The following is an 18,979-nucleotide window of genomic DNA, read 5'->3' as shown; positions in this document are numbered from 1 at the left end:
GCGCTACGGTGAGCGCTTCCTGCCGGGTGAAGCGAAAGAGTTTCGGAATGCCGTTTGCGAGCCGCGGATCGGTCAAGATCCACTACACCGATACCGGCGGGCCGGGGCCGGCGGTGGTGTTCGGACACAGCCTGTTCATGGACCAGGAGATGTTCGCCCCGCAGATGGACGCGCTCGCGCCCGACTACCGGATCATCGCCATCGACTCGCGCGGGCACGGGGCCGGCGAGGACGATGAAACCCCGTTCAGCTACTGGGATCTCGCCCGTGACGCCTGGGTGGTGGTGGACGAGCTGGGTCTGGAGCGTGTCGTGGTGGGCGGGGTCGCGCACGGCGGGTTCACGGCCGTGCGCATGGCGCTGCTGGCGCGGCCGCGGGTGGCGGGGCTGATCGTGATCGGGTCGAGCGCGGCGGCCATGACGCCGCAGCGGCGTGCCGGGTACCGCGAGGTGCTCGACATGTGGGCGAGCAGCGCGACCCCGGGGCCCACCATCAGAATGGTGTGCTCGCTCATGATCGGGGGCACCGCCGCCGATCAGCAGCCGTGGCGGGCGAAGTGGGCCGCCGCCCCGCGCAATCGGATGCGGTTGGCGGGCGAATGCCTGGTCAACCGTGACTCGGTGCACGAGCTGCTCGGTGACATCGACTGTCCGGCGCTGGTGATCCGCGGGCTGGCCGATCAGGCCACCAGCGCCGAGGAGGTCGCGGAACTGGCTGCGGCGCTGGGCAGTCCGGCCCCGGTGCACACCATCGCCGGGGCCGCCATGACACCGAACCTCACCCACCCCGGCGAGGTCAACGCGCTGCTGCGGGAGTTCCTCGCCGCCCTGCCGTCCTGATCAGGTCTCGATCAGTCCGAGGAACAGCTGGTGCGCCGGACCCGGCGCGGTCCCGCGATAGCGCTGCACCCGCACGTCGAACACGGTGGCGGTGCGCGGATCGCGCAGCGTGAAGGTGGGGTCGTGGCGGCCGATGTGCACATGTCCCGCGGTCCACAGCCGCCGGAAGTCGGGTTGCTCGCCCAGTTCCCGTAGCAGCTGGTCGATCTCGTCGCGGTCGCGGGACCCGGCGGCGTAGGCGCGGAAACGCCCGACCATCAACTGGGCCTCGCGCTCCCACTCCTCGACCACGAGGCGTGCCCGCGGGTCGGTGAACATCCACCGCAGCACGTGGCCGTGTCGCGACAATCCCGGCAGCGCCGCGTCGAAGGCACTGTTGCACGCCACCACATGCCAGCCGTCGTCGAGGGCCGCCGCCAGATGCGGCAGCAGCGCGTCCAGAATGGTGCGCACCGCGCCCACCGCCGGATCCCCGACGCGCAGCGCCCGCGCGGCCGAGGCGGCCGGGCGCTGCTGGGCCAGGTGGTAGAGGTGGATGCGCTCGGCCACATCCAGCTCCAGCACCGCCGCCAGCGAATCCAGAATGGCCGGGCCGGGATTGAGCGCCTCACCCTGTTCGATCTTGGCGATATAGCCCAGGCTGGCGTGGGTGGCCTCGGCCAGCTGCTTCCGGGTCAGGCCCGCTGGATGCCGGCCGGTGGCCCGTGCGCGCCGCTCGCGCACGAACTCGGCCAGTGTGGGCGCGCGCAGCCCCTCGGCGGTCGGCAGCCCGAATTCGTTGTCGGCCAACGGCATCCCCTCGAACAGATCAGCGTGCCTCCACCCTAGGTGCCCGCCCGCCGCCGGGTGCGGTGGAACGACGAGCCGGGGTGCCCGGATGCGGCGGTACCACCGCCGGTGGTCGCGCTGCGGAAGCCTGTTTCGCGCAGTGGTGCTCGCGAATTCGCCTGCTCATGACTGGGGTATCCGAGCGGTTGCCAAGCGGGGAGCTCGCATTCGATATTGGCCGTGCGAGGGACGGCAGCGGCGCCGGCCGGGGAGACGATGGGGGTATCGGCGAATAGCGAGGAGCGGCACCGGAAATGGCCAGTAATTCATTGTCGGGCGACGAATCGGGGCTGCGGTCGCGCCCGATAGTGATCGGGGAACGATCGTTTCCCTATTATTTCGGTCGCCACTGCATCACCGAGATCGGTGCGGCCATCGCCGCGCTGGGCGCGGACCGGCTGGTATTCGTCACCGACGACGAGGTGCTGTCCCGCTACCGCCGTGATATCGACCGGCTGGCCGGATCGATTCCGTCCCTGATCCTTTCGCATCCCTCCGGCGAGTCCATGAAAACGCTGACCTGCTTGTCCGGCCACCTGGAAACCGCTTTGCGCGCGGGCATCACGCGACGGTCGATGGTGGTGTCCTTCGGGGGTGGCGTGCCCGGCAATCTGGCGGGGCTGATGGCGAATCTGCTGTTCCGGGGTGTGCGGCTGGTGCACGTGCCGACCACGACCATCGCGGCGATGGATTCGGTGCTCTCGCTCAAGCAGGCCATCAACAGCGGAGTGGGCAAGAACCATCTGGGCACCTATTACGCGCCCGAGGCGGTATTCACCGACGTCGAGTTCTTCACCACCCTGCCCGAGCGTGAATTGCGTTCGGGCCTTTGCGAAATGGCGAAGAACTGCCTCGCGATCGACCCGTCCGCATTGGCCGGGTTGCGGGCGGTGATCGGGAACATGACCGCACCGGATTCGCTGCTGTGGCTGCTGGACGCCAGCATTGCCGCGAAATCCGTGGTCACCCGGGACGACACGTACGAGCGCGGCGGGGGGCTGGTCCTCGAATACGGTCACACCGTCGGCCACGCCATCGAGATCTGCGATCATCGCGTGCGCGGCGCGGCGGGTCTGCCGCACGGCACCGCGATTGCGCTGGGAATGCTGGTGGCCGCGCACATCTCGCATGCGCGCGGGTGGCTGTCCGACGACGAGGTGAGCGTCCACTACGAGATCGTCACCGGTCTTGGGGTGGAACCAGCGCTGCCGGATTCGGTGCGCATCGACGATGTGCTCGCGGTGGTCGCCGACGACAACAAGAGGGGCTATCTGCCGCCTCGGCCCGATGCGGTGCCGTTCGTGCTGCTGCGCGCCCTCGGCCGCCCGGAGTACACCGGCGATCTGCCGCTGGTGCCGGTGGCGGTGCGCGAGATCCGCGCCGCCCTCGACGTGATCGCTCAGCCGTCGGCGTCCGCGCCGGTCGTGGTCGGGTAGGCCCGCGGTGCTCGCGATACTCGGCGGCACGCCGGTGCGCTCGGCGCGTGCGTGGCCACGCTGGCCCCGGTACGACAATCGCACCGCCGCGGAACTGCTTGCGGCACTGCACTCCTCGCGCTGGTCGGTCACCTGGTACAGCCCGAACGGCGGCAAGTCCCGGGAGCGGATGTTCGGGGAGGCGTTCGCCCGCTACAACGGCGCGGACTACGGGGTCAGCGTCGACCACGGCTCGAGCGCCCTGGTCATCGCGCTCGAAGCGCTCGGCATCGGCCCCGGCGACGAGGTGATCGTGCCCGCCATGACCTGGGTCGCCCCGGCCACCGCGGTGCTGCGGGTGGGCGCGGTCCCGGTGCTCGTCGACGTCGATCCCGCCACCGGCTGCCTCACCGCCGACCACCTCGGCGCCGCGATCTCACCACGTACCAGAGCGGTCATCGTGGTGCACCTGGCCTGTACCGCAGCCGAACTCGACCTAATCACCGCGGTCACCGACGCCGCGGGGCTTGAGCTGATCGAGGACTGCTCGCAGGCCCACGGCACCCGATGGGCCGGACGCGCGGTCGGCACCTTCGGCCAGATCGGCGTCTTCAGCCTCGGGGCCGCCAAATCCCTCGCCGCCGGGGAGGCGGGGGCCGCGATCACGGGCAGCCACGAGCTCTACCGGCGAATGCTGATGCTGCGCGCCGACTCCCGCGGATACACCGACGATGGTCCCAGGCCCGGGGAGTACGAGCTCGTCGAGGACGGCACGGTCATGGGCGCGAACTATTGCATGTCCGAGCTGACCGCGGCGCTGCTGCTCGACCAGCTGCCGCGCCTGGACGACCAGCACACGATCCGCGAGACGCGCGCCAAGGAACTCGAAACGGGGCTACCCGGAATCCCCGGCCTGGCGCCCATCCCCGTGCCCGCCCCGGTGGATCGCCGCGCGGTCTACGAATACGGAATCCGCTTCGAGCCAGGCACTTTCGGTGATGCCACCGTCGACCAGGTGGCCGCGGCCCTCACCGCCGAACTGGGCACCAGGGTCTACCCGCCGCGCGTGCCCCTGCACCGCAGCGCCCTGCTGCGCCCGCACACCAAACCCCGCTTCGCGCGCTGGTGGGCCGACGCCGTCGAACGCGCCGCCGGTCGCCCCTTCCCCGGAGCCGACCACTACCGCGACCACACCCTGCTGCTGCACCACAGCGTGCTGCTGGGCCGGCGCGGCGACGTCGACGACATCCTGACCGCGCTCGACAAGGTGCGCACCCACGCCGCCGACCTGCCCGCGCACCCCGTCCCCGAACCGAAAGGCATGGCATGACATCGGAACTCATGGCGGACTGGGAGAGCCGCATCATCGACGGCATCATCACCCGCCGGGCCGTCGAATCGGACTGGGACGAGCTGCGCGGGCGGTATGCCCGCGCATTCGGCGGGGTGAAGACTCACGACTTCGAGGCGTGGAAGCGGCAGTTCCGGCTCGAGGACATTGCGGTGGTCGAGGACGTCTCGATCGCGCGGCAACCGCGCATCGTGGGGACCGCCGCGATCATCCGCACCACGGTGACCGTGCCCGGCGGCGCGCAGTTGTCGGTCGCGGCGTGCGCGCAGGGCATGGTCGCCACCACCCACCAGAAGCGCGGCATCTACGCCAAGGTCCAGGCCGAGCTCATGACCATCGCCATGGAGACCGAGGCGGACGTGCTGGCCGCCATGCCCGGCCCGGGCGGCAGCTACGCCTATGTCGGGGTCACGACGCACACCCGGCACCTGCGCATCGACCGGGGGCACGCGAAACTGCGGGTCTCCGAGCGGGATTCGGCGTCGGTGCGGGAGGCCGGGCTGGCGGAATCGGTGGGGGAGCTGCGGCAGATCTACGCGCTGTGGCAGCAGGCCACCCCGGGCGCACTGGATCGCGGCGAATCCTGGTGGGCGAGTGCCATCAGCCCGCAGTCCTTCATCATCGTGCACCCGGACGGCTACGTGATCTACGACCTGGCCGGGAATACGGTGCTGGTCAAGGACTTCTGCGCGCTCACCGTGGCCGCGCACCGGGAACTGCTGCGGTGCCTGCTCGGGCAGGGCGAGTACACGGAGATCCGGATGGACACCGCGCTCGACGACCCCACCCCGCTGCTGCTCGAGGACTCCCGTGCGGCCGCGGTGACCGGAATCGACGCGGGCATGTGGATGTGGATCCTGAACCTGCCCAAGGCCATCGCGTCGCGGGAGTTCCGCGGCGACTTCCACGGGGTGGTCGAGGTCGCCGATCCGTGGGGCCTCAGTTCCGGCGCCTACCTGCTCGATATCGCGGGTGGTCGCGGCAGCTGGGCGCCCGTCGAGGAGGCCGTGGCCGATGTCCGCATCGGCCCGCTGGAACTCACCACCGCTTACTTCGGCGCCCACACCCTCGGCGAGCTCGCGCGCGCCGACCGCGTGGAGGAGATCGCCACCGGTGCCCTCGAGGCGCTGGACCGCGCCTTCACCCCCGCGCGGAAACCGTTCAACACCACCCCGTTCTGATCGAACTCCCCTGAGGACAGCACCGCCATGACAATGCCGCTCCCTCCGTCCATCTGCCCGGTGACCGGGGTCGTCGGATCCGGGGTCACCCGGGTCACCACGCCCACGGGCGATCCGGCCTGGCTGGCCACCGGTTACGAGCTGGTGCGCGACCTGTTCACCGATCTGCGGCTGGGCCGCGCGCATCGCACGCCGGAAACCGCGGCGCGGCTGGGGGAGTCGGCCTTCTCGGGCGGGCCGATCGGCAATTTCGACACCGAGTTCGAGGATCACGCGCGCATGCGCACCCTGCTGCAGCCGCACTTCTCGCCCAGACGGATGCGGGAGTTGCGGCCGCGGGTCGAGCAACTCACCTCGGAGCTGCTCGACGCGATGGCCGATCAGGGCTCGCCCGCCGATCTGCAGGCCGCGCTCGCCCTGCCGCTGCCGCTGCTGGTGATCTGCGAGCTGCTCGGGGTGCCGTACACCGACCGGAACCTGTTCCGGGACTGGGTCGACGCGGTCGGCAATGTCACCGACCGTGCCAAGGTCGAGCAAGGTGTGGCCGAGCTGTTCGCCTACTGCCTGGAGCTGGTCGGGGAGAAGCGGCGCGATCCCGGCGACGACGTCGTGTCCCGGCTGTGCGCGATCGACGGCGTCGCCGACACCGAAATCGCCACGCACGCCATGGTTCTGCTGTTCGCCGGGCACGAGACCTCGGCGGTGCAGATCGGGGTCGGGGTGCGCATGCTGCTGGAGAATCCCGGCCAGTGGCGGCTGCTGCACGAACGGCCCGAACTGGTGGCCTCGGCCGCCGAGGAACTGCTGCGCGCCTGCGACGCCAGCAGCCTGCCCCGGTACGCGCGCAGTGCGCTCGAGGTCGCCGATGTGGAGATCGCGGCCGGTGATCTGGTGCTGCTGGGCATCGCCTCCGCCAATCACGACCGGGCGCTGTTCACCGATCCGGAGCGCGTGGACATCACCCGGCAGGAGGCCGCGCACTTCCTGTTCGGCTACGGCCCCCGCTACTGCCTCGGTGCGCCGCTGGCCCGGCTCGAATTGCAGGTCGCCTTCGGGCAACTCGTGCGCCGATTCCCCACCCTGACCCTCGCCGTCGACCCGGCCACCCTCGCCGAGCGGGACGAGGTCTTCACCGGCGGACTGACCGCGCTGCCCGTGCACTGGTGACCACCCTTCAGCACCGAGGACTCACGAAATGGCTCTCGCCACCACCGATTCCGCGCCCCTCGTCATGACACAGCGGCGCATCTGGCTCATCTTCGCGGCCCTGTCCGCCGGACTGCTGCTCGCCAGCCTCGATCAGATGATCACCGGCGCGGCCATGCCCACCATCGTCGGTCAGCTCGGCGGCGTCCCGCACATGGCCTGGACCACCACCGCCTACCTGCTGGCCACCACCCTCGTCATGCCGCTGTACGGCAAGTTCGGCGACCTGTTCGGGCGGCGCCGGCTTTTCCTGTTCGCCATCACCGTGTTCACGGCGGCCTCGTTCGGGGCGGCGGTGTCGACCGGGTTCTGGGAGTTCATCGTCTTCCGGGCGCTGCAGGGCGTGGGCGGCGGCGGGCTGATGATTCTCGCCCAGGCCACCATGGCCGATGTGGTGCCCGCCCGGGAACTCGGCAAGTACGGTGCGCCGATGGGCGCGATCTACGGGCTCACGGCGGTCGGCGGACCCATCCTCGGGGGCGAGTTCGCCGATCACCTCGGGTGGCGGTGGTGCTTCTGGATCAATGTGCCGATCGGGTTGGCGGCCTTGATCATTGCCGCACGGTATCTGACCTTGCCCAGCAAGCGGCCGGCCGTGCGCCCGGACTATCTCGGGGCGGCGCTGATGAGCGCGGGCACCACGCTGCTCATCTTGATCAGCGACTGGGGTGGCAAACGCTACGGGTGGGGCTCGCCGACGATACTCGCCATGATGTTGACCGTGACGGTGGTGATCTCGGTGTTCATCGGCGTGGAATCGCGAGCCGGCGAACCGATGCTGCCGCTGCGACTGTTCCGCAACCGCACCTTCGCGACCACGTCGCTGCTCGGGTTCACCATGGGGCTGATCATGTTCGCGTCGGTGGCGTTCGTGCCGACGTTTCTCCAAATGGCCACGGGCGTCTCGGCGTCGGCGTCCGGGCTGCTGTCGATCCCCATGACCATCGGCATGTTCCTGACCGTGTCCGTCACCCTGGGCGCGGTGACCCGCACCGGCCGCTACCGGGTCTACCCGCCACTGGGCGTGGTCATCATCGCCGCCGGCATGATCTGGATGACGCGCCTGGACGCACACACCCCGGCGTGGGTGGTGTCGGCGATGTTGTTCGTCATCGGACTGGGACTCGGCATGGTCATGCAGCTGCTGGTGCTGCTGGTCCAGAATGCCGTTCCCGCAACGGATGTCGGGACCGCGACGAGTGCGAACAACTACTTCCGTGAGATGGGCGGCGCGCTGGGCGTCGCCATCTTCGGCTCCATCTTCACCCACCGCCTCACCGGCAATCTCGACGCCGCCTTCCGGGCGCACCCCGGCGAGGTGCTGTCCACCGGGGCCACCCCGGCGGCCCTGCCGCCGGCGGTCGTCAACCACCTTCCGGCGCCCCTGCGCGATGCCATCGTCGGGTCCTACGCCCATGCGCTGGTTCCGGTATTCGCATACCTGCTCCCCGGCCTGGCGATCGCCTTGATTGTGGCCCTGCTGATTCCACACATCCCGCTGGCGGACGTATCCGGTCTGGTGGCCCGCAAGGAGGCGATCCACGACGCCGACCGCGATCCGCGCGATGAGAAGGAACCCACGACGATCCTGGGCACCCCGCCCGCCTGACCCTCTCCCGCGCCGCAGAATTCACCCGCGGCCCGTTCACGCTGCACCAGCTGCGGCATTCGAAGCTGACCCACTCCGCCGAGGACGGGGCGTCCACGCCGATGCTGATGCGCATGAGCGGGCATTCCTCGGTGCGATCGCTGGCCAAATACGCCATGCCCTCGGCGGAATCGCTGATGGCATGGCAGTCCAAGACCGACCCCGCCGCTCGGCGACGCCGCTGATGCTGCGTTGTCGGCGCTGGGTTGCGGGCAGCCGCACAGGTGCGGCCGTTGAGTTCGCGGGTGGTGTGTCGAACTCAGTGGTGCTGCGACACCACTGACCGACAGCTGGTCGGTCCTGTCGAGGGGACTCGTGCCTCACGGCTGGAAGATCGTGCGATCCGACTCCGGAATCCAGCAGTCGGCCAGGATGTCGGCGCTGTAGTTCTGCCGGACGTGATCGATCAGGTCCGGCAGCGCAGGGTGGGGATCGGCGGTCGACCAGAGCAGAGCGTAGGGATAGGCGGGCTGGCCCTCCAGCTTCGCAATGCGCTTGGACACGGCCTGCTGCGTGAGCCCCAGCACCGCCGCCGCATATCCGAACTGCCCCTCGTCGACCGCCGTCACGAAGGCTCGTACGGCCGCTAGGTCCAGGTCTGTCACTCCACCTCCCTACACCGCATCCGTGCACAGTTGGTTGTGGAGGGTATCGCACCCAAAGCTCCGGCACAGGATCGGGAGCCCCTGCGCATCGAAAGGTTGCGGGCCAGATTTCGCACCGAACACCCTTGGCTCTCAGGAAATTTCGACCCGGACCGCGACACGCCCGGACGCATCACCCGCTCCGGCCACGCTGCCCCGCACCTCGGCCTCGCCGGACAACTATTGGTTGTGCAACCGAGACGGCCGGTTGTTTGTCCGACGGTCCGGCATCCGCTTTGATCACCTCCCGTGGCATGGGGAACGAATACGCTGCGGGCGGCCGCGCGAGGACCAGCGTTGGGCCGGGAGTTCTGGTGGCTGTGGGTTGCGTATGCGGCCAGCGCTTACGGATCCGGGTTCGGGCTCGGGGCATTTTCGATCGTCGCCGTACTCGCGCTGCACGCGGGACCCTCAGCGGTGTCGGCCCTGTCGGCGGCGGGGCTGGCCGTGGGTGCGGTGCTGGCGGTGCCGCTGGCCCCCTGGGTGGAGGCGCGTCCCAAGCGTCCGGTGATGATCGCGATGGACGTGGGCCGCTTCGCCGCGCTGCTGAGCATCCCGGCCGCCTACCTCCTGGGCATCCTGACCTATACCCACCTGCTGCTCGTGGTGGTGCTGGTGGCCACCGCCAAGATCGCCTTCAACGCGGCCAGCGGCGCCTATCTGAAAACGCTTGTGCCCAAACAGAATCTGATCGTCGCCACCGGACGGTTCGAAGCAACGACCTGGACCTCGGTGATCATCGGTCCGCCGCTCGGCGGCGCGGCGATCGGGATCTTCGGCCCGGTCGTCACCATGGCGGTCGACGCGATCAGCTATCTGCTCTCTGCGCTCGGCATCTCCGCGATCGGCAGAGGTGAACCGCACCCCGGCCATCCGACCACGCCGGGCATGCGCGTCGCTGATCTGCTCGACGGCTGGCGGCACATCCTGTCTCATCCGTCGCTGCGACCGCTGCTGTTCAACACGAATCTGTGCAACGGGCTCATCATGGCCGGCGAACCGCTGATAGCGGTGCTCATGCTCCGCCAGCTCGGCTTCGCGCCGTGGCAGTTCAGCCTGGCCTTCGCCGCACCGTGCGTCGGCGGACTGATCGGTGCCCGCAGCGCGGCACCGCTCGCGCAGCGGTTCGGGCGGCATAGGGTCATGATCGCCTCCGGCATGCTGCGCGCGTTCTGGATAATCGGCCTGGCCTTCGTGCCTCGCGGCGTGCCCGGCCTCGCGCTCGTCATCGCCGTGCAGTTCGGATTGGTCACCAGCTGCGGTGTCTTCAATCCGATCTTCGCCGCCTACCGCCTCGAACAGACCCCCAAGGCACTCACGGCGCGCACCCTGTCCTCGTGGTCGGTGACCAGCAACCTGTCCATAGCGGCCCTGACGATGGTGTTCGGCGTACTCGCCTCCTCGACCGGCGTGCGCACGGCGCTGGCGGTTGCCGGGGTCGCCATGCTGGCCACTCCTCTGCTGCTGCGCGGTGTGCGAGCGACCCCGACGCCGCAGCCGGTGAGCGCGTGAGGCGAGTGACATCGACGCAGTCGGGATCGATTTGCCCGATCGTCCGGACCCGTGACCAGAGACGAGCGGTGAAGGGGTCGTAAAGTTGGGTTGAGCGGCGAAAGGTCGTGTGGGGCAATCGTGCAGGGGCGGGCGTGGCGTTGATGCTGTCGGGGAAGATCGTCGAGTTGACCGAGCTGACGGTGGCCGATGTCGCGCCGCTGACAGCGGCGGCCTGCGAATCGCGCACCTCCTACACCCACGCCCATGTCCCCGCCGACAGCGCGGGCATGCAGCGCTGGGTGGACCAGGCGCTGGCCGCCCGCGCGGCCGATCGGCAACTGCCGCTCGTGATCCGCCGGGCAGGCTCCGCTGACGTCCTCGGCACCAGCAGCTTCCACCTCGAACAGTGGCCCTGGCCCGCCCACGCCACCGCGCGACCCGACACCCCCGACGCCGTCGAGATCGGCTCCACCTGGCTGGCGCAGTCCGCCCAGCGCACCGGCGCCAACCGCGAAGCCAAACTCCTGATGCTCGACCACGCCTTCACCAGCTGGCAGGTCCACCGGGTCCGCTTCCGCACCGACGTCCGGAACGCCCGTTCCCGCCAGGCCATCGAACGCCTCGGCGCCACCCTGGACGGCATCCTCCGCGCCGACTTCGCCGGCGCCGACGCCACCATCCGCGACTCCGCGTACTACTCCATCCTCGCCACCGAATGGCCCGCCCTCCGCCCGCAACTTCTGGCCGCAACCCGGACACGAGAATTCGCCGATCCGGACCTCGGCCTCCACCCCCACAGCGGCAGTGCGTAGTACAACTACAACATGGGAAGAGCGCCAACAGTCGTTCTCTACGTCCTCGCACTGATTGTCGTAGTCGTCGGCGTGGACATCCTCTTCTTCCGAAACCATTTCTGGGAACGCCTGATGGTGAACATCGGCATCGTCCTGATCTTCGCAGCCTTCTACCTGAGGTTCCTGAAGAGCTAGCGCCGGTGAGACGCTTGGTCATCCAGTCGTAGACCTCGTACGCGGTCCGCAGTCGCCGGACACGGGCGGTGTCGGTCCCCGCCAATTCCATTCCGGCGGCGGTGACATCGCGGAATGCGGCCAGGCCGGCCACGCGCCGCCGAACCACGGTCTCCCACGCGTCGTCGTCCATCCGGTAATAGTGGGTGCGCTCACCGGGTTTGGTGCGTCGCCGCAGGAAACCGGCGTCGGTCAGTACCCGCATATTGGTCGCAAGCGACGCCCGGCTCGCACCGACCGCCGCCGCAATCTCCTCAGCCGACTGCTCTGCGGGATCGCAGATCATCAACCACCCCAGGATCCGACCCGCAATGGGCGGCACCCCCGTACTCCGCGGTGCAGAACATCGCCACCTGCTCGACCCACTCCAACACTCGCGTCCTCGACTACCGCCGCACCGGAGGCCGTTGAGCTGATCGCCGGCAATCGAACCGACGAAACTCGGTCAGTCCGCCTGCGGGCCGAGTTCCTTGTCGAAGCCTTCCTCGACGCGGGTCAGGAAGCCGGTGATCAGAGTGAGTTCCTCGACCGTGTAGGCGGACAGGGCGCGCCGCCAGGTGCCGAGGAGGGGACCGTAGAGGGGGGCGATGTCGGCCCGAGCGCGGGCATCGTTCAGGTGGATCAGGACACGCCGCCGGTCGGCGGCATGCCGGACGCGAGTGACGAATCCGGCTTTCTCGAGCCGGTCCACCAGACCGGTCATGGAGGCCGTGGTGAGACCGGTGAGTTTCGCCAGTTCACTGGATGTGCACGGGCCCGACTGCAGCAGTTGCAGTACCTGCATGTCGGTGGCGTTGATACCCAGGCGCGCGGCGGCGCTCTGATTCATTCGCATGCCGCGTTCGGCCGTGCGGCCGATTCCGGCCAGGGCGGCGTCGATCAAATCCGTTTTCCTCGTTGACATCTCGCAAGCCTCTCGTCATCCTTATTACTAGGTAACCTAGTAATCAAATTTCCGTGTATTCAGGATAGTCAATCGAAGGACCGTGCGAGTCATGTCCCGATCACCGTTCCCTGCCCTTGCCCTCCTGGGCGTCACATTCGTCGTCGTCACCGCACCCGCGGCGGTGGCCGAGCCCGACTCCGGCGCGGCCTATCTCGGGCGCTGGAACTACGACTTCCCCGACCACTCGACCATGGTCAACTACGCGACCGAGAACATCCCCGGCGTCCCGGACGGGCCGCAGATCGGCGACATCATCTTCACCTCGTCCGCCCCCGGGCGGGTCACCGGGCGCACCGACGTGGGCTGCACCTGGGAATTCAAGTCCGTAGCCGACGGACTGGCCCTCGACCCGCCCAACCAGACCTGCCACAACCCCACCTTCGGCTACTCCTACACCACCACCGCCTGGACCGTACGGGTACACGGCGACAAGGAAACCGAATCCATTACCGCCCTCAGTCATCACCAGGACGCCGACTACACCTTCACCCTGCAACACGGGGCGCGTACCAGGGTCCGCGAGGACGACCCGGACGCTGCGAAAGCCTTCGAGGGAAACTGGTCGGCCGACAACGCACCACAGGGAAACGTCACGCTCGCAAGGAATTACGGCGACCGGCTGGTCGCCCGCACCGGCGATGGCTGTACCTGGACGCTCGTCTCCCGCGGCGACACCGCCAAACTCGATCCCCCCGCCCAAACCTGCACTCAGGGCGATTCCGCTGTGACACTACGTTTCTGGACCATTGCCGACTCGGGCGATCACCAGATCTCGACCATGACCGGCACCGACGCCAAGGGCGACCCCATCATGATCAACAGCGAACTCACCCGGCACTGAGAGATGTTTCCACCCTCCCACGGCCCGACCGACCGGCCGCCACCCACAGGTCAGACGAGTTCGACCTCGTCGAACCGGACAGTGAAGCTGTGGCGGCGTTCGCTCAGGACGCCGCCCTCCCGGTGGACCAGGCCCTCGCTGAAGTCGATGCGTAGCTCTTCCCGGTGCTTGTCGACGGTGCGCACGACGCCGCAGATTCCGATGAACGGCCCCTCCGGGAAGTACACGACGTCGCCCGGACCATATTCGGTAAAGCCCACGCGGCCACAGTAATCCACACCGCTGTTCTTTGCCTGTGGGCGCGCTGGCGTGGTCGCCACCGTTCCGGCCGATCGATATGACATGGTGGACCGATGGCCACCTGGAGAGAGTTCGAGCATGCCGCGCCCGAACTGGCCGCCGCCGTGCGGGCCAGGTTCGAGGCGACCAAACACCACGTGCTGGCGACCATCCGCCGCGACGGCGCACCCCGGGTCAGCGGCACCGAGGTCGAGTTCACCGAGAAGGATCTGAAATTCGGATCGATGGCCGATGCCGTGAAGGTCCGCGACCTGCAACGCGACGGCCGCTGCGCCCTGCACGCCAACCCCGGCGACGGTTCCATGGACGGCGGCGACGGCAAAGTTTCGGGCGTCGCGGTCGAAATCCCGGTGCGGGACGGCAATTCGTTCCGGCTCGATATCCGAGAAGCCGTGCACACCACGGTCGACGGCGACGAACTGGTCATTCGATGGTGGACACCGAACAACGGATTGCGCGAGATCCGCCGGAAATAGTCGGTCGGGCCCGCGCCGACTCACCCTCGGTGCGGGCTCGACACCCGGTCATGCCGTATGAGAACGGTCTTCGTGCCACTGCTCGACAGCAGTTTGCACAGCCAACTCATCTTCCTTGGCATGCGCACCCGAGGCCCCCGCTGCGCCGAGAATCACTCCGTTCTCGGTAACGAGAACGCCGCCGGCGTACGGCACGAAATCACCGCCATACAGATGCTGGATACTGCCGGTGATCGCCCCTGGCAATTCGACGCCCCCGGATGCCTGCAGCGTCAGCAACGCCGTGCGGGCCTTGGCCACCGCAATCCGGCTCGTCATCGGCATCCCGCCATCCGCACGCCGCAACACGATCACCGATCCGGTGACATCGACAACGGCCACCGCAAGTGGTGGAAACCCATGCTCGGCCCCAACCCGCAGTGCGGCCGCCACCAACCAATCAGCATCAACCAAAGCCAAACCCGGCAACCGGGCAGTCTCACCCATCCACACACCCTAACCCCGCGCTCGTGAACAGCCGTCCACCCGGTGGCTCGAATTCGCCTCGTAGTCAGTATCTTCGGCGAAAGTCGAGGGGGTAGTGGCGCAACCGGCCGAACTCCGGCGCTCGGCCTGACCAGGCCTTGAAACCGGTTGACCTGTGCGCTACCTGGGGATGTTCCTGCCCGACCCGCTCGACGTCCCCGCGGAACTGGTCGACTACCTCGCCGAACAGCTCGATATCGCGGATCCGGCGTGCGTGAAGTCCTCCACCGACCGGGAGAAAACCAAGCTCGAGCATGCGTGGGAGATCCAGCGCGAGTACGGGTTACGCCCGTTTGCGGAGGTCGAGGCCGAGTTGGTGACGTCGATCGGTGACCAGAGGTGGATGACAGGCGACGGCCCGAAAGCGATCTTCGAGAGGCGGTGGCGTGGCCTCGGAACCGTCGCGGGCTGCTGCCCCAGGGTGTGACGACGCTGGAACGTCTTGTCACGCAAGGCCGTCAAGCGGCTGACCAGTGGTTGTGGGCGCGGCTGGCGGGACCGCTGGCGCTGGTCGATACCGGCTGCTGCTCGGGATGCTGGAGCCACGCCTGGAGGATCGTCGGAAGGTGAGACAGGACGGAGACCCTGATCTTGGAGTGGCGAGTAGCGAAGGAGGTAGCGCGATGTCGAAGTCCGGCAGCAAAGGCGGTAGCCACAGCGGCGGCAAGATGACCGGCGGCAGGGCCTCCGCGATCCAGAGCGCCAGAGCCCGCAACCCGTGCAGGTGAGGGAACACTACCGCGATCAGCCCGATATCGGAGCACCGGCAATACACTCGGTCATCGGGCACCCGAACAGCAAGCGCCCCTGCGGATTACGGGCCGGCAGATCACGAACAGTGGGCCAGAACCAGGATTCGTGGGTCGTCGATATTCCGGCCCGGTCGCAGGCGCGATACCGCGATGGCTCGGTTATGCTGGCGATGTCGGAAAGGACCTGGGTCGGCATCGGTAAGCCCGACCCCCTCCGCGAGAGGCTCCGTGTCGCCACGTCAGTGGTGACCCCGCGGCAAGCAATCGGCGAGACGCCGAGGGCTTGACGTGGCTGCCTGTCTGAGGTCTTGTCGGTCTCTCGATCGTCCTCGCCTCCTATCGAGTTCGAGGAGCACGCATGCCCATCATCCGCGTCGACGGAACCGTCACCCAGATCAACGTGTTCACCGTCGATCCTGGTCAGCAGCAACCGCTGATCGACTATCTGGCCCGCGCCGCACAGGTCGCCAGCGAGGTTCCCGGCTGGATCTCGGCCAGCCTGCACCGGAGTCTCGACGGCACCAGGGTCGTCAATTACGCCCAGAGCGAGGACATCGACGCCGCCCGGCGCGTCATCGAGCACCTGACAAACGAGGGATTGATCCAGGGCAACAAGGCCTTCGGCAATGCCGGCCCAGGTCTGTACCAGGTGAAGTTCACCCTTGACCACGATCGCCATTAGCCGTCTCGGCTGAGTACGGTTCAGGCACACAATCACCAAATGTGTGCCTGAACCTACGGATTGACCCCGCCTTCGCCTGCCTATCAGTAGCCCGAGTACTACCGGGACCCCGGTATACCAATAATTGGTATTCTCGGGGTCGACGCGGTCGCGGATCGCAGCGGTGCGTTGACCGGGGCTCGACCGCATCACGGATCGGGCGACGGTCACATGCCAGAGGACCGCGGTATCCACAACTTGTCTTGGTGAGTCATTGAGCCCCATCGCCTCTCACGCCGAGGATGGAACAGGCGCATTATGGGGCAACGGTTGTAGTCGTGTCGGGCGGTTCGTTGTGTCCGCGAGTCAGCTTTCGTACTGCTCTCGGATGTTGACGACCTTCCCGTCGGCGATGTGAATGGTGGCGATCGGGACCAATGAGCTCCGGTGGTCGGCTTGGGCCAGTGCCCGCAACCCGGGCAGCCGCACGGCCACAACAGGGTTCGCCAGCCGAGCCCAGTCCGCGGACGCGACCAACGCCAACAGTGGCAGCGGATCCGTCAAGAAATAGCAACAGCCACAACCGATTTCGTGATTCCTTGGACCCCGCCCGGGGCATCACTGCGTTAGCGGCGGATTCCGGCCGGTTGCGCCACTACCCCCGTCGACCCCACGTCCGAGCAACGGTGGAGTGAGGCCGGTTGGCCTGTATATCCACGGGCCAACCGGCGAGTCCTCCAGGGAACTGCCGGATCCGGGCCGGATGCCTCAGCGGACGACGTCGAAGATGATCTTCTGGATTCCGTTGGAGTAGGTGGCGGCCTCGACCAGCTTCAGCTTCTGGGCGTCCTTGTCGGACTCGGAGAACAGGCGCTTGCCCGCGCCGAGCAGGACCGGGAAGACCAGCAGGTGATAGCGGTCGATCAGGCCCGCGTCGGAGAGGGCGCGGTTGAGCGAGGCGCTGCCGTGGATGATGATCGGGCCGCCGTCGGTGTCCTTCAGGGCGGCCACCTCGTCGACGGAGCGCAGGATGGTGGTCTCGCCCCAGTTCGTCACCAGGTCGGCATCGGTGAGTGTGGTGGAGACGACGTATTTCGGCATGCCCTTGTACCCGGCGAAATCCGCCATGTCCGGCCACACCGGGCTGAACGCCTCATAGCTGACGCGGCCCATCAGCATCGCGGTGGCTTCCTCCTGCTCCCGTCCCTTGATCTCGTAGGCCTCGGGAACGAATTCGACATCCTTGAAGGTCCAGCCGGAGTTCCGGTAGCCGGGTTCGCCACCCGGTCCCTCCACGACGCCGTCGAGGGAAATGAAGGCGGTGCTGATGAGAGTGCGCATGCTCTGCTCCTTGATATGTGGTGTGTCGGTTGGTGATTCGAATGGTTCGGCGGGGGCTGCTTCAGCTCAGCAGGCTGGTGAGCCACTGCTGCCAGGCGGCCTCGGCCCCGGCGGTGTCGGGACCGAAGAGGTGATGGAACATCAGCGCGAGTCCGGTGGGGGCGTGGTGGAAGGTGTAGAGCCCGTCGGCCGTACGGATCTCGAAACGCTCGTCGTCGGCCCACACCACCTCACCGTCCAGCGCCGGCAGGCCCGCCGGTTCGGCCTGCACCCGCGCGCCCACCGCCACCGGGTCCGGTAGCGCCAGCGCCCGGATGAGCGCCGACCGCACCGCCTGCCCGGAAGAGCCCATGGCGACGGCGAATACGGGAGCCGCGATCCGGCCCGGGAAGTGCGTCAGGTACTCGCGCAGCGTGTTCAGGTGGAACGGCCAGCCGCGGCGCAGGGCGTCGTATTCGTCCTGCCAGTCGTCGCCCAGCATGCCGCTGTGGACCACCCGCAGCACGGTGCTGCCACCCTCGCGCCCCTCGAGCAGATACTCGAAGGCCATGAACCGGCCGTCCTCGTCGGTACCGGTGCGGGTGGCGAAGTGCTTGCCCGGCTCGTACGCGGTGATTACCGACTCTTCCCGCCGGCCGCCGGTATCCATGGCGGCGATCCCGCCCGTCCGTGCCTCGACCTCGTTGCGCCCCATGAACCAGGAGTCGATTCCCGGCCCGGTCGCGATCGCCTCCCAGACCTGGTCCGGACTCGCGGGCAGGGTCGCCTCCAGCTCGATCTCGAACGGATGCCCCATCGTCAGTTCTCCTGTCCTGCTTCGGATTCGGTGTTCTTCCGCGCGGCGGGTATCTGGTGCATGCCGACGACCACCCGATGGTCGCGCCCGCCCGGTGCGGACTCGTCGTGGTAGCGGCTGACCAGTGTCGTCACCGCCTGTGCCAGCTCCTCGGCGAATGCCGCCCGGTCGGCCGCTGAGGCGAACCGCACCTGCGCATCGATCCCGAAGGTCGTGACCCGCCGCTGCGCCCGGGCCGCGCCGGTCAGCAGCGCCCCGACCTCCTGCACCAGCCGCGCGCCCAGCGCCACGAGCCACCGCGCCGACAACTGGTCGGGCGAGCGCGCCGGATCCGGACTGACCGCACCCAGCACGCTGGGGGAGATCACGTAAGAGGCTGCCGTGGCCCGGAATACACGCTCGGTGACATTGCCCTTGCGCCGCTCCTCGACCAGCTCCACCAGCCCGTGCCGCTCCAGCTCCTTGAGGTGGTAGTTCACCTTCTGCCGCGGTAGCCCGAGCCGACCGGCGAGCATCGCGGCCGAGCCCGGCTCGGCGAGAGCGGCGAGGATCCGGGACCGGATCGGGTCCAGGGAAGCCTCGGCCGCAGCGGGTTCTTCGATCACAGCGACGTCCAGCACCACCCCAGAGTCTCACCGACAAAAATATTTGTCAAGGAAGATGAAGTTGTCGGTTGCCGAGTGCCGCGGGTCCCGTCGGCGGTCGAC

23 protein-coding genes are annotated in these 18,979 nt (G+C 68.1%); 14 read left to right on the top strand and 9 right to left on the bottom strand.

Annotation, left to right across the window (positions count from 1 at the left end; translation table 11 throughout):
* Positions 1-47: 47 nt before the first annotated feature.
* Positions 48-839, top strand: a complete 792-nt coding sequence (locus ACFXIV_RS16885) for an alpha/beta fold hydrolase (protein WP_379403186.1) — start codon at positions 48-50, stop codon at positions 837-839.
* Here the strand turns inward: ACFXIV_RS16885 and ACFXIV_RS16880 are convergent, their stop codons facing one another.
* Positions 840-1,628 (bottom strand): helix-turn-helix domain-containing protein, encoded by a 789-nt coding sequence (locus tag ACFXIV_RS16880; protein ID WP_379403185.1) that lies wholly within the window; start codon positions 1,626-1,628, stop codon positions 840-842. It abuts the gene before it with no gap.
* Positions 1,629-1,921: 293 nt separating this feature from the next.
* Here ACFXIV_RS16880 and ACFXIV_RS16875 point away from each other — a divergent pair, with 293 nt between their 5' ends.
* The 6 genes from ACFXIV_RS16875 to ACFXIV_RS16850 are packed head-to-tail and all read left to right on the top strand — an operon-like array spanning position 1,922 to position 8,653.
* A complete protein-coding gene (locus ACFXIV_RS16875; protein WP_379403184.1) occupies positions 1,922-3,103 on the top strand; it encodes a 2-deoxy-scyllo-inosose synthase in 1,182 nt (393 codons plus the stop codon).
* Positions 3,104-3,110: 7 nt separating this feature from the next.
* Entirely contained in the window at positions 3,111-4,412 is a 1,302-nt protein-coding gene (locus ACFXIV_RS16870; protein WP_379403183.1) for a DegT/DnrJ/EryC1/StrS family aminotransferase, read from the top strand.
* Positions 4,409-5,614, top strand: a complete 1,206-nt coding sequence (locus ACFXIV_RS16865; protein WP_379403182.1) for a GNAT family N-acetyltransferase — start codon at positions 4,409-4,411, stop codon at positions 5,612-5,614. The genes ACFXIV_RS16870 and ACFXIV_RS16865 overlap by 4 nt, the downstream gene beginning before the upstream one ends.
* A gap of 27 nt (positions 5,615-5,641) precedes the next feature.
* Entirely contained in the window at positions 5,642-6,781 is a 1,140-nt protein-coding gene (locus tag ACFXIV_RS16860) for a cytochrome P450 (protein ID WP_379403181.1), read from the top strand.
* Positions 6,782-6,809: 28 nt separating this feature from the next.
* The gene (locus tag ACFXIV_RS16855; RefSeq protein ID WP_379403180.1) at positions 6,810-8,429 is read left to right on the top strand and encodes an MDR family MFS transporter; all 1,620 of its coding nucleotides are present in this window, start codon (positions 6,810-6,812) and stop codon (positions 8,427-8,429) included.
* Positions 8,426-8,653, top strand: a complete 228-nt coding sequence (locus ACFXIV_RS16850; RefSeq protein ID WP_379403221.1) for a tyrosine-type recombinase/integrase — start codon at positions 8,426-8,428, stop codon at positions 8,651-8,653. Before ACFXIV_RS16855 ends, ACFXIV_RS16850 begins: the two co-directional genes overlap by 4 nt.
* A gap of 135 nt (positions 8,654-8,788) precedes the next feature.
* On the opposite strand, the gene ACFXIV_RS16845 is transcribed toward ACFXIV_RS16850, so the two are convergent.
* Positions 8,789-9,073, bottom strand: a complete 285-nt coding sequence (locus tag ACFXIV_RS16845; RefSeq protein WP_379403179.1) for a LysR family transcriptional regulator — start codon at positions 9,071-9,073, stop codon at positions 8,789-8,791.
* A gap of 288 nt (positions 9,074-9,361) precedes the next feature.
* Here ACFXIV_RS16845 and ACFXIV_RS16840 point away from each other — a divergent pair, with 288 nt between their 5' ends.
* The 3 genes from ACFXIV_RS16840 to ACFXIV_RS16830 all read left to right on the top strand — a co-directional run bounded on the left by ACFXIV_RS16840 (position 9,362) and on the right by ACFXIV_RS16830 (position 11,595).
* Positions 9,362-10,624, top strand: a complete 1,263-nt coding sequence (locus ACFXIV_RS16840; RefSeq protein WP_379403178.1) for an MFS transporter — start codon at positions 9,362-9,364, stop codon at positions 10,622-10,624.
* Positions 10,625-10,767: 143 nt separating this feature from the next.
* Positions 10,768-11,418 (top strand): GNAT family N-acetyltransferase, encoded by a 651-nt coding sequence (locus ACFXIV_RS16835; RefSeq protein ID WP_379403220.1) that lies wholly within the window; start codon positions 10,768-10,770, stop codon positions 11,416-11,418.
* Positions 11,419-11,430: 12 nt separating this feature from the next.
* Positions 11,431-11,595, top strand: coding sequence for a hypothetical protein (locus ACFXIV_RS16830; RefSeq protein WP_379403177.1), 165 nt, complete (start codon positions 11,431-11,433; stop codon positions 11,593-11,595).
* Positions 11,596-12,079: 484 nt separating this feature from the next.
* Here ACFXIV_RS16830 and ACFXIV_RS16825 read toward each other — a convergent pair whose 3' ends face one another.
* A complete protein-coding gene (locus tag ACFXIV_RS16825) occupies positions 12,080-12,538 on the bottom strand; it encodes a MarR family winged helix-turn-helix transcriptional regulator (RefSeq protein ID WP_379403176.1) in 459 nt (152 codons plus the stop codon).
* A gap of 91 nt (positions 12,539-12,629) precedes the next feature.
* Between ACFXIV_RS16825 and ACFXIV_RS16820 the strand changes: the two genes are divergently transcribed.
* Positions 12,630-13,421: a hypothetical protein gene (locus ACFXIV_RS16820; RefSeq protein WP_379403175.1), complete on the top strand. Its 792-nt coding sequence runs from the start codon at positions 12,630-12,632 to the stop codon at positions 13,419-13,421.
* A gap of 50 nt (positions 13,422-13,471) precedes the next feature.
* Here the strand turns inward: ACFXIV_RS16820 and ACFXIV_RS16815 are convergent, their stop codons facing one another.
* Complete coding sequence (locus ACFXIV_RS16815; protein ID WP_379403174.1) at positions 13,472-13,681, bottom strand: hypothetical protein; 210 nt, start codon at positions 13,679-13,681, stop codon at positions 13,472-13,474.
* Positions 13,682-13,774: 93 nt separating this feature from the next.
* On the opposite strand from ACFXIV_RS16815, the gene ACFXIV_RS16810 reads away from it, so the two are divergent.
* Positions 13,775-14,197: a pyridoxamine 5'-phosphate oxidase family protein gene (locus ACFXIV_RS16810; RefSeq protein WP_379403173.1), complete on the top strand. Its 423-nt coding sequence runs from the start codon at positions 13,775-13,777 to the stop codon at positions 14,195-14,197.
* Positions 14,198-14,245: 48 nt separating this feature from the next.
* On the opposite strand, the gene ACFXIV_RS16805 is transcribed toward ACFXIV_RS16810, so the two are convergent.
* Positions 14,246-14,683 carry a heme-binding protein gene (locus ACFXIV_RS16805; RefSeq protein ID WP_379403172.1) on the bottom strand — a complete coding sequence of 146 codons (438 nt, stop codon included), beginning with the start codon at positions 14,681-14,683 and terminating at the stop codon, positions 14,246-14,248.
* Between the two features lie 154 nt (positions 14,684-14,837).
* Between ACFXIV_RS16805 and ACFXIV_RS16800 the strand changes: the two genes are divergently transcribed.
* A complete protein-coding gene (locus tag ACFXIV_RS16800) occupies positions 14,838-15,149 on the top strand; it encodes a DUF4158 domain-containing protein (protein WP_379403171.1) in 312 nt (103 codons plus the stop codon).
* A 683-nt stretch (positions 15,150-15,832) separates the two neighbouring features.
* A complete protein-coding gene (locus ACFXIV_RS16795) occupies positions 15,833-16,156 on the top strand; it encodes an antibiotic biosynthesis monooxygenase family protein (RefSeq protein ID WP_379403170.1) in 324 nt (107 codons plus the stop codon).
* Positions 16,157-16,501: 345 nt separating this feature from the next.
* Here ACFXIV_RS16795 and ACFXIV_RS16790 read toward each other — a convergent pair whose 3' ends face one another.
* The 4 genes from ACFXIV_RS16790 to ACFXIV_RS16775 form a co-directional block, all read right to left on the bottom strand.
* On the bottom strand, positions 16,502-16,678 hold the full coding sequence (locus tag ACFXIV_RS16790) for a hypothetical protein (RefSeq protein ID WP_379403169.1): 177 nt from the start codon (positions 16,676-16,678) through the stop codon (positions 16,502-16,504).
* Between the two features lie 225 nt (positions 16,679-16,903).
* A complete protein-coding gene (locus tag ACFXIV_RS16785) occupies positions 16,904-17,476 on the bottom strand; it encodes a dihydrofolate reductase family protein (protein WP_379403168.1) in 573 nt (190 codons plus the stop codon).
* A 61-nt stretch (positions 17,477-17,537) separates the two neighbouring features.
* A complete protein-coding gene (locus ACFXIV_RS16780) occupies positions 17,538-18,272 on the bottom strand; it encodes an SRPBCC domain-containing protein (RefSeq protein ID WP_379403167.1) in 735 nt (244 codons plus the stop codon).
* A gap of 2 nt (positions 18,273-18,274) precedes the next feature.
* A complete protein-coding gene (locus ACFXIV_RS16775; RefSeq protein ID WP_379403166.1) occupies positions 18,275-18,892 on the bottom strand; it encodes an ArsR/SmtB family transcription factor in 618 nt (205 codons plus the stop codon).
* Between the last annotated feature and the right edge of the window lie 87 nt (positions 18,893-18,979).

Source organism: Nocardia sp. NPDC059236, from assembly GCF_042754085.1.
Classification (GTDB): domain Bacteria; phylum Actinomycetota; class Actinomycetes; order Mycobacteriales; family Mycobacteriaceae; genus Nocardia.
Note: the sequence above shows the minus strand (reverse complement) of the source record. Positions and strands in the feature narration are given on the sequence as shown.

What these genes read in the sequence shown, in the direction of transcription:
- ACFXIV_RS16885 (WP_379403186.1), top strand. Translation starts at nt 48, where the DNA reads ATGCCGTTTGCGAGCCGCGGATCGGTCAAGATCCACTACACCGATACC.
- ACFXIV_RS16875 (WP_379403184.1), top strand. Translation starts at nt 1,922, where the DNA reads ATGGCCAGTAATTCATTGTCGGGCGACGAATCGGGGCTGCGGTCGCGC.
- ACFXIV_RS16865 (WP_379403182.1), top strand. Translation starts at nt 4,409, where the DNA reads ATGACATCGGAACTCATGGCGGACTGGGAGAGCCGCATCATCGACGGC.
- ACFXIV_RS16860 (WP_379403181.1), top strand. Translation starts at nt 5,642, where the DNA reads ATGACAATGCCGCTCCCTCCGTCCATCTGCCCGGTGACCGGGGTCGTC.
- ACFXIV_RS16855 (WP_379403180.1), top strand. Translation starts at nt 6,810, where the DNA reads ATGGCTCTCGCCACCACCGATTCCGCGCCCCTCGTCATGACACAGCGG.
- ACFXIV_RS16835 (WP_379403220.1), top strand. Translation starts at nt 10,768, where the DNA reads ATGCTGTCGGGGAAGATCGTCGAGTTGACCGAGCTGACGGTGGCCGAT.
- ACFXIV_RS16830 (WP_379403177.1), top strand. Translation starts at nt 11,431, where the DNA reads ATGGGAAGAGCGCCAACAGTCGTTCTCTACGTCCTCGCACTGATTGTC.
- ACFXIV_RS16825 (WP_379403176.1), bottom strand. Translation starts at nt 12,538, where the DNA reads ATGTCAACGAGGAAAACGGATTTGATCGACGCCGCCCTGGCCGGAATC.
- ACFXIV_RS16820 (WP_379403175.1), top strand. Translation starts at nt 12,630, where the DNA reads ATGTCCCGATCACCGTTCCCTGCCCTTGCCCTCCTGGGCGTCACATTC.
- ACFXIV_RS16810 (WP_379403173.1), top strand. Translation starts at nt 13,775, where the DNA reads ATGGCCACCTGGAGAGAGTTCGAGCATGCCGCGCCCGAACTGGCCGCC.
- ACFXIV_RS16805 (WP_379403172.1), bottom strand. Translation starts at nt 14,683, where the DNA reads ATGGGTGAGACTGCCCGGTTGCCGGGTTTGGCTTTGGTTGATGCTGAT.
- ACFXIV_RS16795 (WP_379403170.1), top strand. Translation starts at nt 15,833, where the DNA reads ATGCCCATCATCCGCGTCGACGGAACCGTCACCCAGATCAACGTGTTC.
- ACFXIV_RS16785 (WP_379403168.1), bottom strand. Translation starts at nt 17,476, where the DNA reads ATGCGCACTCTCATCAGCACCGCCTTCATTTCCCTCGACGGCGTCGTG.
- ACFXIV_RS16780 (WP_379403167.1), bottom strand. Translation starts at nt 18,272, where the DNA reads ATGGGGCATCCGTTCGAGATCGAGCTGGAGGCGACCCTGCCCGCGAGT.